Origin of the sequence: Streptomyces sp. NPDC020983 (genome assembly GCF_044333485.1) — a bacterium.
In the GTDB taxonomy this organism is placed as follows: domain Bacteria; phylum Actinomycetota; class Actinomycetes; order Streptomycetales; family Streptomycetaceae; genus Actinacidiphila.
On sequence record NZ_JBIRRA010000003.1, the window covers coordinates 137,610 to 152,637 of the forward strand.

At 75.7% G+C, this 15,028-nt stretch carries 13 protein-coding genes; 3 read left to right on the forward strand and 10 right to left on the reverse strand.

Annotated features, from left to right (window positions below):
- Window positions 1-11: 11 nt before the first annotated feature.
- The 4 genes from ACH4SE_RS07000 to ACH4SE_RS07015 form a co-directional block, all read right to left on the reverse strand.
- Window positions 12-1,298 (reverse strand): DUF6397 family protein, encoded by a 1,287-nt coding sequence (locus ACH4SE_RS07000; RefSeq protein ID WP_398542269.1) that lies wholly within the window; start codon window positions 1,296-1,298, stop codon window positions 12-14.
- Between the two features lie 167 nt (window positions 1,299-1,465).
- Window positions 1,466-1,867 carry a roadblock/LC7 domain-containing protein gene (locus ACH4SE_RS07005; RefSeq protein WP_398542270.1) on the reverse strand — a complete coding sequence of 134 codons (402 nt, stop codon included), beginning with the start codon at window positions 1,865-1,867 and terminating at the stop codon, window positions 1,466-1,468.
- Window positions 1,868-1,986: 119 nt separating this feature from the next.
- The gene (locus ACH4SE_RS07010) at window positions 1,987-2,322 is read right to left on the reverse strand and encodes a YnfA family protein (protein WP_398542271.1); all 336 of its coding nucleotides are present in this window, start codon (window positions 2,320-2,322) and stop codon (window positions 1,987-1,989) included.
- 87 nt (window positions 2,323-2,409) lie between these two features.
- On the reverse strand, window positions 2,410-2,784 hold the full coding sequence (locus tag ACH4SE_RS07015; RefSeq protein ID WP_398542272.1) for a deoxyxylulose-5-phosphate synthase: 375 nt from the start codon (window positions 2,782-2,784) through the stop codon (window positions 2,410-2,412).
- A gap of 123 nt (window positions 2,785-2,907) precedes the next feature.
- Between ACH4SE_RS07015 and ACH4SE_RS07020 the strand changes: the two genes are divergently transcribed.
- Window positions 2,908-3,915, forward strand: a complete 1,008-nt coding sequence (locus ACH4SE_RS07020) for a hypothetical protein (protein WP_398542273.1) — start codon at window positions 2,908-2,910, stop codon at window positions 3,913-3,915.
- Window positions 3,916-4,033: 118 nt separating this feature from the next.
- On the opposite strand, the gene ACH4SE_RS07025 is transcribed toward ACH4SE_RS07020, so the two are convergent.
- The 4 genes from ACH4SE_RS07025 to ACH4SE_RS07040 all read right to left on the reverse strand — a co-directional run bounded on the left by ACH4SE_RS07025 (window position 4,034) and on the right by ACH4SE_RS07040 (window position 8,992).
- Window positions 4,034-5,413, reverse strand: coding sequence for an FAD-dependent oxidoreductase (locus tag ACH4SE_RS07025; protein WP_398542274.1), 1,380 nt, complete (start codon window positions 5,411-5,413; stop codon window positions 4,034-4,036).
- A 197-nt stretch (window positions 5,414-5,610) separates the two neighbouring features.
- Entirely contained in the window at window positions 5,611-6,174 is a 564-nt protein-coding gene (locus tag ACH4SE_RS07030) for an NADAR family protein (protein ID WP_398542275.1), read from the reverse strand.
- A 79-nt stretch (window positions 6,175-6,253) separates the two neighbouring features.
- The gene (locus ACH4SE_RS07035; protein ID WP_398542276.1) at window positions 6,254-6,436 is read right to left on the reverse strand and encodes a hypothetical protein; all 183 of its coding nucleotides are present in this window, start codon (window positions 6,434-6,436) and stop codon (window positions 6,254-6,256) included.
- 165 nt (window positions 6,437-6,601) lie between these two features.
- A complete protein-coding gene (locus ACH4SE_RS07040; RefSeq protein WP_398542277.1) occupies window positions 6,602-8,992 on the reverse strand; it encodes a Tex family protein in 2,391 nt (796 codons plus the stop codon).
- A gap of 354 nt (window positions 8,993-9,346) precedes the next feature.
- Between ACH4SE_RS07040 and ACH4SE_RS07045 the strand changes: the two genes are divergently transcribed.
- Entirely contained in the window at window positions 9,347-10,390 is a 1,044-nt protein-coding gene (locus ACH4SE_RS07045) for a fatty acid desaturase family protein (protein WP_398542278.1), read from the forward strand.
- Window positions 10,391-10,408: 18 nt separating this feature from the next.
- Here ACH4SE_RS07045 and ACH4SE_RS07050 read toward each other — a convergent pair whose 3' ends face one another.
- Complete coding sequence (locus ACH4SE_RS07050; RefSeq protein WP_398542279.1) at window positions 10,409-11,833, reverse strand: M1 family metallopeptidase; 1,425 nt, start codon at window positions 11,831-11,833, stop codon at window positions 10,409-10,411.
- Window positions 11,834-11,972: 139 nt separating this feature from the next.
- Between ACH4SE_RS07050 and ACH4SE_RS07055 the strand changes: the two genes are divergently transcribed.
- Window positions 11,973-12,782 carry a MerR family transcriptional regulator gene (locus tag ACH4SE_RS07055; RefSeq protein WP_398542280.1) on the forward strand — a complete coding sequence of 270 codons (810 nt, stop codon included), beginning with the start codon at window positions 11,973-11,975 and terminating at the stop codon, window positions 12,780-12,782.
- A gap of 28 nt (window positions 12,783-12,810) precedes the next feature.
- On the opposite strand, the gene ACH4SE_RS07060 is transcribed toward ACH4SE_RS07055, so the two are convergent.
- Window positions 12,811-14,994, reverse strand: a complete 2,184-nt coding sequence (locus tag ACH4SE_RS07060; RefSeq protein ID WP_398542281.1) for a 3-hydroxyacyl-CoA dehydrogenase NAD-binding domain-containing protein — start codon at window positions 14,992-14,994, stop codon at window positions 12,811-12,813.
- Window positions 14,995-15,028: the final 34 nt, after the last annotated feature.

Below are 15,028 nucleotides of genomic sequence, written 5' to 3' on the forward strand. Positions count from 1 at the left end.
AGCGGGTGGCGTCAGCCCTCGACGGCGTGGCGCCGCCCGCGCAGCAGCCGGAGCAGGCTGCGTCTCGGCCGCTCCCCCACCGCCCAGGCGGCCGCGGCAGGCCGAGGGGCCCCTGCCGGGGGCGCCGCCCCGCCCACCCGGCCGGCCGGTGCTCCCGCGGGAGCGGGCACGGCCGACGCCCCGCCCGGCCCGGGACCTGACAACGGATCCGGCAGCGGCGCCCGCGCCGCGCCCGGTGCCGGCCGCAGGACCCGTACCGGCTCCGGCCGCGGTACGGCCACCTCGCCCGGCCCGGGCGCGAGGGCGGCCCTCCGCTCCGGCGGCGTGCTCCCCGGCCGGTGCGGCGGCCTCGGCGCGGCCCTGTCGGCGCCCCGGGCACGGCCGAGGGCCTCGGAGAGCGCCAGCAAACCGGTGGCGACCTCGTCCGGGGCGTCCGCGACGGTCAGCCGTCTGATCAGGGCCGCACCGGCCAGCGGTCCGGGGCGGCCGTACGGGAGCACGGTGTGAATCGCGCGCAGGCGCCTGCGCTCGCGCGGATCGGGCACCGCCGCGTCGGTGACCTCGGGTCCCAGCAGTGCGGCCCACACCGCCGCTTCCTCCCAGGGGCCGGGCGCGTCCTTCACCAGCCGGGCGACCTGGCGGGACCGCCAGCCGCGCGGTCGCAGATCCACGCCCTCCGCCTCAGCCTCGCGCAGCTCCGCCGGCAGCCGGCCCGCCAGCAACGAGGGCCGGGCCACGGCGAGCTCCCGCAGTTCACCGGCGAGGTAGAGCCACACCAGGGCCCGGTAGCGGTTCACGTACCAGCGCACGGGCAGGACGAGGCCCGCCCGCGTCAGGCGCAGCAGCCGGTCGCGGCCGATCCCCAGCAGACCGGCCGCCGCGGTGCTGTTGACCAGCTCGATGCGGGACAGCAGGGCCGCCGTGCCGCCGTCCTGGTCGCGCACCCGGGCGATCTCCTCGGCCGACACCCGCGGCCGCTCGCCGCCGCCCGGGACCGTGGCGATCTCTCCGAGCTGCAGCGCCAGCTCGAACTCGGCGAAGGGCAGACCCACTTCCTCGCGGGCGCGGTCGAGCGTGAACGTCCGCGGCGGGACGTCCGCCGCCCTGCCCGGCGGTTGTGCCGGCTGCGCCACCGGCGCGCCGCGCACCGCCCGGGCACCCGGCCCGGGGCGGCGGGCCGGCCGGCCCGCCGGCCGCCGTTCCGCGGGACCCGCGCCCGCCGCTGCCTCACCGCGGCTGCCCGCGCCGGACTTCCCCGTCGTCCGGTCCGCCCTCGTCTCGCTCCTCGTCGACGTCATCGCCGCCACCATCTCTCTGTGCTGTCACTCCATCACTGACAGTCACGACGATAGCGCGCGCCGGCGAACACCCGTTCCCGGTCCTGTGGAAAACTCCTGTCCCCGCAGCTCGGCCCGCCTGCGGTGCCCGCCCGCACCGCCGCGGCGAGGCGCCGGCGGCGCGGACGTCAGTAGGGCGAGCTCGACTGACGGGCCGCCACTCCGAGGTGCTCGCCGACCCGGTGCACCAGCAGCGTCATCTCGTAGGCGACCCGGCCGACATCGGCCTCCATGCCGCTGAGCACCGCCAGGCAGCTCCCGTCGCCCGCCGCGGTCACGAAGAGGTAGCCCTCGTCGAACTCGACCATCGTCTGCCGTACCCCGCCGACGCCGAACTGCCGGCCGGCCCCCTTGGCAAGGCTGTGGAATCCGGACGAGACCGCAGCCAGGTGCTCCGCGGTCGGACGGTCCAGGCTCCCGCTGGCGCCGGTCACCAGTCCGTCGTTGGACAGGACGAGGGCGTGTCGGACGTGCGGCACACGCTGTGTCAGATCATCGAGCAGCCACGCAAGCTTGTTGCTCACCGTCATCGCCCCTGCCTCCCGTCTCCCCTGCCCTAGAGCCTGTCGCTCCGGAGGCGCTTCGGCAACCCCGCCTCGGGGCACCGCGCGTGCACAACCGCCGGGCGGCGAGGAGGGACCGGCGGGTTTCAGCCGCCGCGCGGGGCGTACATGATGACGCCCACTCCGACCAGGCAGATCACGGCCCCGGCGATGTCGAAGCGGTCCGGCCGGTAACCGTCGGCGACCACGCCCCACACGAGCGACCCGGCAACGAAGACGCCGCCGTACGCCGCCAGGATGCGGCCGAACTCGGCGTCGGGCTGGCGGGTCGCGACGAATCCGTAGAGGCCGAGGGCCACGACGCCCGCGACGGTCCAGGCCGTTCCGCGGTGCTCACGCACGCCCTGCCAGATCAGCCAGGCGCCGCCGATCTCCAGGACGGCGGCGAGGACGAACAGGGCCATGGAACGCAGGGTGATCATCCCCCCATGATGCATGGCCGGTATCCGCGGACGGAGCGGAGGCGGCGGACCGCCGCGCGGGCGGACCGACCGCCGCGGAAGGCGCGGCTACGGCAGGCACCGGCCGGCGCCGTCGCCACCGTGCGTCACGTCCCGGCACTGGAGCGCCACCGCCACCGGCACCCCGGCGACCGCCGCGTGCGCGAGCCGCTCCCGCACCTCCCGCGGTGTGCGCGGCCGGTAGCCCGGTCCGTCCTGACAGCACTCGCAGGCGGAGTTGAAGCGCAGCCCGGACGCGAGGACCACGCCGAGCGCGCGCCACGCCGCGGTGTCGCGGCGCTTGGGGGCGGCGAACTGCGTGCCCGCGTCGACCAGTCGGCCCGCGCAGCGCGGGCACGTCCCCGCCGAGCCGCGGCCGAGCGGCACCTTCCACGAGGCCCTGCACGGCATGCAGACGTAGTGGGTGCTGCGGATACGTCCCATGCGTTCGAGGATAGGTGACGGCGACGGCCGCGCCCGAACGGATTCACGGCACTCCCGCCCCCCTCGACGTAGTGGTTACCGGCTGGTTAAGGTGCGCGAACCGGAACGAGAGGGAGGCGCCACATGGCCGCGGCCGAGCATGCCGACTACGCGGAGGACGAGGACGCGCTGTTCGTGCTGACGGCCGCGATGCTGACCGCCGAGCGCTTCCCCGGAGTGCTCGGCGACGACTACCCCGCCGCGTGCGGGCAGCTGGGGCTCGAGCCGCTGCCCGGCGGTTACGGCCTGATGTTCGGTCAGGACGGCCGCGGCGCGCGCTGGACCGTCGTCACCACGGACGCCGCCCTGGTCGCGTGCGCGCTCGCGGCGTGGGACTGCGGCCTGGAGTACGAGCTGGCGCCGCGGGAGGACACGCTCGCGGCGTCCCTGCCCGGCTGGCCGCTGCCGGTGGCGGTGGCGGTGCCCCACGTGCCGGACCCGCACGACCCGGACGAGGAGGAGGCGGGGCCCGCGCTCGCGCCGCCGGACGTCTCGGTGTGGGGCCCGCCGCAACGGCGGCTGGGCGCGGACGAGATCGCCGTGCACTGGCACCAGTGGCGCGACCAGCTGCCGCCCTCCCTCGCCCCCGCCCCGGCCCCCGCGGACGCCCCTCCGGAGGAGACGCCCGGCACGGCCGGGCGGACCGGACCGGACGCGGCGGACGCGGACGCCGGTGCGGCGGACGCGGAGACCGCGCCGGGCACCTCCGGCACGGGCACCGGCGGAGCGACGCCCGGCGAGGCGGCCTCCTCCGGCGGGACCGCGGCGGACGGCGGCGGCGCCCCGGACGCCGGCGACCCGCCCCTTCCCGGCGGCGGCCCGGACGCGACCGGGATCTCCCACCCGGGTGTCCGCCGCGTGCTGTCGGAGGCCGCGGAGTACCTCCGCACTCCCCCGCCGCCCGGCCGGATACGCACCACCGCGGGCGCCCTGCGCGCCGACGGCCCGGGCTGGAGCCTGGTCGCCCGGACCGACGACATCGCCTTCGTGCTGCTGGACGAGGCCCCCGGCGAGGTGATGCCCGTCGGTCGCGGCAAGGCGCTGCCGCAGCTCCTGGAAGGGCTCGGCAAGCTCGCCGGAACACCGTCCTGACGGCGGCGGCCGCACGCCTCCCGCGCACGTACGCACGCCGGCGCCGGGACGGGTCCGCGCGCACCTTCGCAATCGCCGCCGGGCCGGGCCGCGGCGAGCCGCCCTGCGACCGCGGGCCTCAGCCGGCGGCGAGGTCCGCCGACACCGCGTCGGCCGCCTTCCTGGCGGCCACCAGCACGGGATCCCACACCGGGGAGAACGGCGGGGCGTAGCCGAGATCGAGGCCGGTCATCTGCTCGACCGTCATACCCGCGGTGAGCGCGGCCGCCCCGACGTCGACGCGTTTGGCGGCTCCCTCCCCGCCGACGATCTGCAGTCCGAGCAGCCTCCCGCTGCGGCGCTCGGCCAGCACCTTGACCGTCATGAGGGCCGCGCCCGGGTAGTAGCCGGCGCGGCTGGTGGACTCGACGGCCGCGGTCAGGAACTGCAGCCCGGCCGCGCGCGCCTGGGACTCCTTCAGGCCGGTGCGGGCGATCTCGACGTCGCAGACCTTGCTGACGGCGGTGCCGACCACGCCGGGGAAGGTGGCATAGCCGCCGCCGACGTTGATGCCGATGATCCTTCCGTGCTTGTTGGCGTGCGTGCCGAGGGCGATGTGCTGGAGCTCTCCGGAGACCAGGTTGAGCACCTCGACGCAGTCGCCGCCCGCCCAGATGCGCTCGCTGCCCCGCACCCGCATGGCGCGGTCGGTGAGCAGGCCGCCGTGGGCGCCGAGCGGCAGCCCGGCGGCGGCCGCGAGCCGGGTCTGGGGCCGTACGCCGAGGCCCAGCACCACCAGGTCGGCGGGGTGTTCGGCGGTGTCGGTGGCCACCGCGCGGACCCGGCCGTCCGCGCCGGTGAGCACCTCGCGCACGGGGGCGCCGGAGACGACCTGTACCCCGAGGCCTTCGAGCGCGGTGCGCACCAGGCGGCCCATGTCCGGGTCGAGGGTGGTCATCGGCTGCTCGTTGCGGTCGATCAGGGTCACGTCGAGGCCGTGCCGCAGCAGCGCCTCGGCCATCTCGACGCCGATGTAGCCGCCGCCGACCACGACGGCCCGGCGCACACCGGAGCGTTCCAGGCCGCGCAGGACGGCCTCGCCGTCGTCGAGCGTCTGCACGCCGAAGACCCCGGGCGCGTCGATGCCCGGTACCGGCGGGCGTACGGGCTCCGCGCCCGTGGCGACGACCAGGTGGTCGTAGCCGGTCCACTCCTCGCGGCCCGCGGCGTCGCGGCTGCGGACCCGGCCGCGCTCGGGGTCGATCGCGACGACCTCCGTGGCGAGCCGCAGGTCGATGCCGCGTTCGCGGTGCTCCGCCGGGGTCCTGGCGACGAGGGCACCGGGGCCCGCGGCGTCGCCCGCGATCCAGTAGGGGATGCCGCAGGCCGAGTAGGAGGTGTGGTGGCCGCGTTCGAAGGCGATGATCTCCAGTTCGGCCGCGCTTCTGCGGCGGCGGGCCTGCGAGGCGGCCGACATTCCCGCGGCGTCGCCGCCGATGACCACCAGGCGCTCCGTCATGTCCGCGACCCACCTTCCCTCGCAGCCGGGCGGTGCCGCGGCTGCCGCACCGTGATCACCCTACGCGCGGCGCCGCGCCGGCCCCGGCGGCGCCTCCTGGCGCCGGGCCTGCTCCTGGAAGCGGGGGACGCCGCACCGGGCAGGACCCGGCGCGGCCGGTCCGCGCATCCGGTGCGGCGCACGTCCGGCCGGGCGGGTCATGCGAGGGCGTCGCGGGCGTCCATGAGGGCGAAGCCCAGCAGGTTCAGGCCACGCCAGCGCGCGGGGTCGCCGGCGCGCTCGTCTTCCACGGCCAGGCCGATGCCCCAGATCCGGTCCACGGGACTGGCTTCGACGAGCACCCGGCCCGCGGTCGCCAGCAGGTACTCCCGCAGGTCGGGGTGCTGCTCGAACTTGTGGCGGCTGCCCTCGGCGACGAGGGCGAAGCGCTCCCGCGCCCAGACCGCGTCGTCGAAGCCGCGCACCGTGCGCCCGGCGGCCTTGGCGGCGCCGGGCGAGGCCGCCGCCAGGACGCGGTGCTCGGCCTCCTGGTCGCCGAAGAGCCGCGCCTTGCCGGCCATCATCCAGTGCTCCGCCGTGGCGTAACGGGCGCCGCCGACGGTGAAGGGCGCGGGCCACCACTGGCTGAGGCAGCCGGGGCCCACGCCGCCGCCGCGCTGCGGCCGGTGGCCCCAGAAGTGCAGGTACTTCACGCGCGCGCCGCCCGCGGCGTACGCGAGCAGCTCGTCGACGGACCGCACGGTGGCGGGAAGAAGCGACATCGGACGGGATCCCTCCCAGCTCGCCGCCCCGCCCGCGTCAGGCGGGGCGAGCGGCCACGCTACCGGCGCGTCGTCCCGGTCAGCGACCGATTTGGCGCCGGGAGACCCGGCGCAGCCGGCGGCGCTGCGAGGAGTCCAGCGTCAGATACGCCGCCGCCGGGATGCCGACGATGATCAGGAAGGAGATCCACCAGGGGAGAACGAAGAGCAGGATCAGCCCGACCGCCACACCACCGATGGCGACCTTCGCACGGTTCGACATCTGTCCCCGCCTCCGTTCACGGCGTCCGGCGGCCGGCCGCCGCTCCCTCGCACGTTTACCGCCTACCCACCACAACGTCCACCCGGCCGTCCTGGTTCCCCGCGGCCGCCGGAGGCCGGGGGCCGTGCGGGCCGGGTGCACCCGGCCCGCACGGCGCCCCGCAGCTCACCGACCGCCGGTCAGGCCCGCCCGGCGCAGGGCGTCGGCCATCGCGCCGTTCTGCGGGGCGGGCGCGGAGGCGCCGCGCCGCGTGCCGCCCTGCCCCTGGCCCTGGCGCCCGCCGCCCTGCCGTCCGCCACCCTGACGCGGCGCCGTGCCGCGGCGCTCGCCGCCGCCACCGCCCGCCGCGCGGGGCTCGTCCTCCAGCCGCAGCGTGAGCGAGATCCGCTTGCGCGGCAGGTCGACGTCCAGCACCTTGACCCGGACGATGTCCCCGGGCTTGACAACCTCGCGCGGGTCCGAGACGTAGCGGTTGGACAGCGCCGAGACGTGGACCAGACCGTCCTGGTGGACACCGACGTCCACGAAGGCGCCGAAGGCGGCCACGTTGGTGACCACGCCCTCCAGCAGCATCCCCGGCCGCAGGTCCTTCATCTCCTCCACGCCCTCCTTGAAGGCCGCGGTCCTGAACGCCGGCCGCGGGTCGCGCCCGGGCTTCTCCAGCTCGGCCAGGATGTCGGTGACGGTCGGAAGGCCGAAGGACTCGTCCACGAAGTCCTCCGGGCGCAGCCGCCGCAGCACGGCGCCGTTGCCGATCAGTTCGGGGACGGCGGTGCCCGCACTATGGCCGATCCGCCGGACCACCGGGTAGGCCTCCGGGTGCACGGCGGAGGCGTCCAGCGGGTCGTCGCCGCCGAGGATGCGCAGGAAGCCCGCGCACTGCTCGTACGCCTTCGGGCCGAGCCGGGCGACGTCCTTGAGGGCCTTGCGGCTGCGGAAGGGCCCGTTGCTGTCGCGGTGGGCGACGATGTTGGCGGCCAGGCCCTCGGTGATGCCCGAGACCCGGCGCAGCAGCGGCACCGACGCGGTGTTGACGTCGACGCCGACGCCGTTGACGCAGTCCTCGACCACCGCGTCGAGCGAGCGCGACAGCTTCACCTCGGAGAGGTCGTGCTGGTACTGGCCGACCCCGATGGACTTCGGGTCGATCTTGACCAGTTCCGCCAGCGGGTCCTGGAGGCGGCGGGCGATGGACACCGCGCCGCGCAGCGACACGTCCAGGCCCGGAAGTTCGGCGGAGGCGTAGGCGGAGGCCGAGTACACCGAGGCGCCTGCCTCCGAGACGACGGCCTTGGTGAGCTTCAGTTCCGGGTGCGCCTTGATGAGGTCCCCGGCCAGCTTGTCGGTCTCGCGGGAGGCGGTGCCGTTGCCGATGGCGATCAGGTCGACGCGGTGCGCGGCGGCGAGCTTCGCCAGCGTCGCGAGGGACTCGTCCCAGCGGTTGCGCGGCGCGTGCGGGTAGATGGTGTCGGTGGCGACGACCTTGCCCGTGCCGTCGACGACGGCGACCTTGACGCCGGTGCGCAGGCCCGGGTCCAGGCCCATGGTGGCGCGGGTGCCGGCCGGGGCGGCGAGCAGCAGGTCGCGCAGGTTGGCGGCGAAGACCCGTACCGCCTCGTCCTCGGCCTGCTGGCGCAGCTGCACGCGCAGGTCGATACCGAGCCGGACCAGCATGCGGGTGCGCCAGGCCCAGCGGACGGTGTCCAGCATCCAGCGGTCGCCGGGGCGGCCGCGGTCGGCGACGCCGAAGTGCTGGGCGATGCGCCGCTCGAAGCTGCTGGGGCCCTCGGTGGGCTCCTCCGGCTCCAGGGTGAGGTCGAGGACCTCCTCCTTCTCGCCCCGCAGCATGGCCAGGACGCGGTGCGAGGGCAGCTTGGCGAAGGGCTCGGCGAAGTCGAAGTAGTCGGCGAACTTCGCGCCCGTCTCCTCCTTGCCCTCGCGCACCCTGGCGACCAGCCGGCCGCGGCTCCACATCCGGGTGCGCAGCTCGCCGACCAGGTCGGCGTCCTCCGAGAAGCGCTCGGTGAGGATGGCGCGGGCGCCCTCCAGCGCGGCCGCCGCGTCCTCCACCCCCTTCTCGGCGTCGGCGTAGGGCGCCGCGGCAGTCTGCGGGTCCAGCCCGGGGTCGGCGAGCAGCGCGTCGGCGAGCGGCTCCAGGCCCGCCTCGCGCGCGATCTGCGCCTTGGTGCGCCGCTTGGGCTTGTACGGCAGGTAGATGTCCTCCAGCCGCGCCTTGGAATCGGCCGCCATGATCTGCCCGCGCAGGGCGTCGTCGAGCTTGCCCTGCGATTCGACGGACTCCAGGATCGCGGCACGCCGCTCGTCCAGCTCGCGCAGATAGCGCAGGCGCTCCTCCAGGTTGCGCAGCTGCTCGTCGTCGAGGGTGCCGGTGGCCTCCTTGCGGTAGCGCGCGATGAACGGCACCGTGGCCCCGCCGTCGAGCAGATCGACGGCCGCCCGTACCTGACCTTCGCGTACGCCCAGCTCCTCGGCGATCCTGCGTTCGACCGAAACGTTGCCGCTGATGATGGTGCTCCTCAGACCTGGCCAAGACACCTGCCGCTTGGCGGTTGTCCAGCATCGTAGACGCCACCGGGCGGCGGCACGCGGCAAGGCGCCGCGGCCGGTTGCGCGCCGACGGGAGTGCCGGAGCGCTCCCGGCCGGGCCGCCGGGATGGCACACTGGGCCGGGCGCGGCCGCCGCGATGCGGCCGGGCAGAGATCGTCCGTGGCCAGTACGGTCCCCTCACGGTTGTTCGGGGTGGGGATATCCCCCGCGTTTCCGGGGGGAGTGGCACCCCGGGAAGCCGGGTGATGGCGCCATGGTCCGCGGCGGGCGGTTGTCCGTAGCGTCGCCGTACGGCCCGTCCGGGCCGTGGGACAGACACCGCCCGTCACTGAGGAGCGCCCATGGCGACCGTTCTGACCATCCTCGAACCGGCCGAAAAGGCCCCCGGCGGGGAGGCCAGCGAATTCGCCCCGCTGCTGCGCGCGGTGCGCGAGGCCGGGCTGCTGCGGCGGCGCCGGCGGCGGTACGCCCTGTCGATCGCGGCCGACCTGCTGGCGATCGCCGCGGTGTGGACGGCGGTCGTCGTGGTCGGCGGCACCGGGTCGTGGTGGGTGCTGGCGCTGGCCCTGCCGGCTGCGGTGTTCTCGGCGCGCAGCGGCTTCACCGGGCATGACGCCGGGCACCAGCAGATAGCGGCGGGCCGCCGCGCCAACCGGCTCATCGCGCTCTTCCACGGCAACCTGCTGCTGGGCATGGGCGCCGCGTGGTGGAGCGACAAGCACAACCGGCACCACGCCAACCCCAACCACGTGGGCAAGGACCCGGACGTGGAGGTGGGCGCCCTGGTGTGGACGCGCGCGCAGGCCGTCGAACGGCAGGGCTTCGCCCGCTTCCTGACCAAGCACCAGGCGCGGCTGTTCTTCCCGATGCTGCTGCTGGAAGGGCTCGCCCTGAAGGTGGCGAGCTTCCAGGACCTGCGGCGGCTGGACCGCCGGGAGCGGCTGGTGGAGGGCGCGCTGCTGGTCGCCCACCTGGCCGGCTACGCGGCGCTGCTGTTCACCGCGCTGCCGTGGCCGCAGGCGGTCGCCTTCGCCGCGCTGCACCACGCCCTCTTCGGGCTGCACCTGGGATGCGCCTTCGCCCCCAACCACAAGGGCATGGAGATGCCGGAGCCCGGTGCGCGCTGGGGACATCTGCGCCGCCAGGTGCTGACCTCGCGCAACGTACGGGGGAATCCGGTGGTGGACTTCCTGCTCGGCGGGCTCAACTACCAGATCGAGCACCACCTCCTCCCGAGCATGCCGCGCCCGCATCTGCGGCTCGCCCGCCCGCTGGTGCGCGCACATTGCGCCCGGCTCGGCGTGCGCTACACCGAGACGGGGCTGCTGGATTCCTACGCGCAGGCGCTCGGCCACATGCACGCGGTGGGCGAGCCGCTGCGCTGAACCGCGGGGCGTGCGCGCTCACAGACGGGCGGGCCTGGCGCTGCCGTAGAGCCAGGTCGCGAAGAGCGGGGTCAGGTCGCGGCCGGTGAAGCGGGCGCAATATGCGGTGAAGTCGGCGGTGGAGGCGTTGCCGTGGGAACGCGCGGCGCTCCAGCCCCGGAGCAGCCGGTCGAAGACCGTGCCGCCGAGCGCCTGGTGGAGCTCGTAGAGCACGAGGGCGCCGCGGGCGTAGACCGGCGGGGCCGAGACGTCCGCGGCCGTCGGTGGCGCCGCGGGCGGGAAGGACCAGGTGGCGGGGTCGGCGAAGGCCCCGGCGGCGCTCCGGGAGAGCGGCACTCCCGTGTCGTGCTGCTGCCACAGCCATTCGGCGTAGGTGGCGAAGCCCTCGTTGAGCCACATGTCCTGCCAGCTGCGCGGGGTGACGGAGTCGCCGAACCACTGGTGCGCGAGCTCGTGGACGAGGGACGTGACGTCGACCGCGGGCCCGTCGCCGTCCCCGGGGAAGACGGGGCGGTTCTGCGTCTCCAGCGCGTAGCCGACCGAGCCGCGGGGCAGGTGGTCGACGATCGCGCCGGACGAGCCGAAGGGGTAGGGGCCGAACCGGGCGGTCTCCCAGTCCAGGATCTCCGGCAGGCGGCCCAGCGCGGCGGTGGTCGCCGCGTCCGCCGCACGCGGGTCGACGGCCTTGAGGAGCGGCACCCCGCCGGGCGTACGGGAGCGGGTGACGGTGTAGTGCCCGATGCCGGCGGTCACCAGGTAGGTGGCCACCGGCGCGGTGCTGCGCCAGTGGAAGGACGTACGGCCGCCCGCGGTGCGGGTGCTCGCGAGCTCGCCGCCGGAGACGGCCGTCAGCCCGGCCGGAACGGACACGGTGAGGTCGAAGGCGGCCTTGTCGGAGGGGTGGTCGTTGCCGGGGAACCACGCCATGGAGCCGACCGGTTCGCCGAGCGCCAGGGCGCCGTCGTCGGTACGGAACCAGCCCTCGTGAGAGCCGTCCGGGTCGGTGAGCAGGCGCGGCACGCCCCCGTAGGCGACGGTGACGGCGAAGCGCGCGCCCCGGTGCAGCGGAGAGGCCGGGCGTACGGTCAGCTCGGTGCCGGCGCGTGAGGTGCGTGCGGTGCGGCCGTCGACGCTCACCCGGGCCACGGTCATACCGGCGAGGTCGAGGTTCAGCCGCGTGAGGTCCTGCGTCGCGGTGGCGCTGACGACGGCGGTGCCGGCCAGCCGGCCGCTGCCGGGGTCGTAGGACAGGTCCAGGCCGTAGTGCGTGACGTCGTAGCCGCCGTTGCCCGCGCGCGGGAAGAGCCGGTCGCCGAGTCCCGCGGCGCCCGCCGTGGGATCCGGGGAGCCGCCGCCGGAGCAGGACGGCAGGCAGGCCGGGAGGACGGCCGCCAGGCAGACGGCGGCGATCCGCCGGGCGCGGGCGGTACGGGGTCGGGGCACGCAGGCCAGCGTACGAGGCGCGGCCGGGCGGCGGGTGCCGGCCCGGCGGCGCGGTGTGCGGGCCGGGCCCGGGGCAGGCCTCCGTGCAGGACCCGGCGGGCGCCTTTCACGGGGGCGCCGCCGGGGCAATACTGATGCGGTGCCGCAGACCGCCCTGACCGTCGACGAGCTGGCCGCCCGCGCGGGGGTGACGGTCCGCACCGTCCGCTTCTACAGCGCCCGCGGGCTGCTTCCGCCACCGGAGATCGGCCCGCGCCGGGTCGGGCGGTACGGTCCGGGGCACCTGTCGCGGCTGGCGCTGATCGGCGAGCTGCGGAGCCGGGGCCTGACGCTCGCGGCGGTCGGGCGCTACCTGGCGCAGTTGCCGCCCGGGGCCGGCGAGCACGATCTGGCGGTCCACCGCGCGCTCGTGGCGTCGTGGCTGCCGGAGGGCAGTGCGCGGCTGGACCGCGCCGAGCTGGAGCGGCGGGCGGGCCGCCCGCTGGGCGAGGCGGACGTGGCACGGCTGGCGGCGATGGCGGTGCTGGAACGCACCGCGGACCCGGACGTCTTCGTGGCCGACCCGGGCATCCTGCACCTGGGGCTGCGGCTGCTGGACGCGCCCGTCCCGCTGGAGGCCGTCGTCGCGGCCCGGGAGGCGCTGCAGCAGCACGCGCGGGCGGCGGCGGGCGCGATCAGCCGGATCTTCCGGGAGACGGTGGGCGGGGCCGGCCACGAGGCCGGTCCGGATCCCGCCGCGCGGTCGCTGTCGGCGCAGATGCAGCCGCTGGTGGTGCAGGCGCTCGTGACGGCCTTCCAGCGGTCGCTGAAGGAGCAGCTGTGGGCCGGGCGGCCCTCACCCGCCGGCGACCCACCGCGAACCGCCCCGGACGCCGGGGACGCCGGGGACGCCGGGGACGCCGGGGACGCCGGGGACGCCGGGGACGCCGGGGACGCCGGACGGCCCTGAGCAGGCCGCCCGGCGCGTCCGGTACCGGTCAGCGCTTCCGTGCGCCGTCGGTGAACGTCCCGCCGCTCTCGGCGGTGGAGACCAGCAGCGCGGGCGGGGTGAACCGCGCGCCGTACGTCGCCGCCAGCTCACGGGCGCGGGCGGTGAAGCCCGCCACGCCGCCGGGGTAGCCGTTGACGTACTGGAGCACGCCCCCGGTCCAGGCGGGGAAGCCGATGCCGAGCACCGAGCCGACGTTCGCGTCGGCGACCGAGGTGAGCACGCCCTCCTCCAGCAGACGCACGGTCTCCAGCGACTCGGCGAAGAGCATCCGCTCCTTCAGGTCCTCCAGCGGGATCTCCACGCCCGGCTTCTCGAAGTGCTCGGCGAGGCCCGGCCACAGCCCGGTCCTGCGGCCTTCGGCGTAGTCGTAGAAGCCCGCTCCGCCGCTGCGGCCGGTGCGGCCGAAGTCGCCGACCATGCGGTCGATGACCGCCTCCGCCGGGTGCGGGGTCCAGACGCCGCCGGCCGCCTCGACCGCGGCACGGGTCTCGCGGCTGATCCGGACGAAGAGCGCCAGGCTCAGCTCGTCCAGCAGCGACAGCACCTTCGCCGGGTAGCCGGCCTGCGCCGCGGCCTGCTCGACGGACGCGGCGGGGACGCCCTCGGCGAGCATCGCGACGCCCTCGTTGATGAAGTGGCTGATCACCCGCGAGGTGAAGAAGCCGCGCGAGTCGTTGACGACGATGGGCGTCTTACGGATCCGGCGCACCAGGTCGAAGGCGCGGGCCAGCGCCTCGTCGCCGGTCCGCTCGCCCCTGATGATCTCCACCAGGGGCATCTTGTCGACCGGCGAGAAGAAGTGCAGGCCGATGAAGTCCGCGCGGCGCTCCACTCCTTCCGCGAGCGTGCTGATCGGCAGCGTGGAGGTGTTGGAGCACAACAGCGCGTCCGGCGCCACGACGTGCTGGATCTCCCGGAAGACCTCGTGCTTGAGCGCGGCGTCCTCGAAGACCGCCTCGATGACGGCGTCGCAGCCGGCCAGGTCGGCGGGCTCCGCCGTCGGGGTGATGCGGGCGAGCAGCGCCTCGCGCTTCTCCGGCGTCGTGCGCCCCTTGGCGAGCGCCTTGTCCAGCAGCCGTTCGGAGTAGGCCTTGCCGCGGGCGGCCGCCTCGGGGGTGACGTCCTTGAGGACGACGTCGATGCCCGCCCGGGCGCACGCGTACGCGATGCCGCCGCCCATCATGCCGGCGCCGAGGACGGCGACCCGGGTGACGGGGCGCGCGGGGATGCCGGCCGGGCGGGCGGCACCGGAGTTGACGGCCTGCATGTCGAAGAAGAAGGCCTGGATCATGTTCTTCGACGTCGGGCCGCAGGCGAGTTCGGTGAAGTAGCGGGCCTCGATCAGCTGGGCGGTGTCGAAGTCGACCTGGGAGCCCTCGACGGCGGCCGCGAGGATGTTGCGCGGCGCCGGGTAGGGGGCGCCCGCGAGCTGCTTGCGCAGGTTGGCCGGGAAGGCGGGCAGGTTGGCGGCGAAGGCGGGGCTCTTGGGGGTGCCGCCGGGGATCTTGTAGCCGGGCTCGTCCCACGGCTGCCGGGCCTGCGGGTGGGCGTCGATGTACGCGCGGGCCGCGGTGAGCATCGCGTCGCGGTCGGCGGCGACCTCGTGGACCAGGCCGGCGGCCAGGGCGCGCCGCGCCGAGTACTGGGTGCCCTGCAGCAGCACCTTGAGCAGCGCGTCGGCGATGCCGAGCAGGCGTACGGTCCTGACGACCCCGCCGCCTCCGGGCAGCAGGCCGAGGGTGACCTCGGGCAGGCCGATCTTCGTCCCGGGGGTGTCGAGGGCGACACGGTGGTGGCAGGCGAGCGCGATCTCGTAGCCGCCGCCGAGCGCGGCGCCGTTGATCGCGGCGACGACGGGCCTGCCGAGGGTCTCCAGCCGCCGCAGCGCGCGCTTGACGCGCATGCTGCCGGCGAGGACCTCGGCGGCGTCCTCCGGGGTGGCGCGGATGAGGTCGCGCAGGTCGCCGCCGGCGAAGAAGGTCTTCTTCGCGGAGGTGACGACGATTCCGCGGATGCCCTCGGCCTCGGCTTCGAGGCGGTCGACGACCGCTTCGATCGAGGCGGTGAAGGCGGCGTTCATGGTGTTGGCCGACTGCGCCGGGTCGTCCAGGACGAGGGTGACGACGCCGTCCGCGTCCTGCTCCCAGCGGATGGTGGTGGGCTCGCTCATGTCGGGTGGCTCCGTAGCGGCGGGGTGGGGGCGT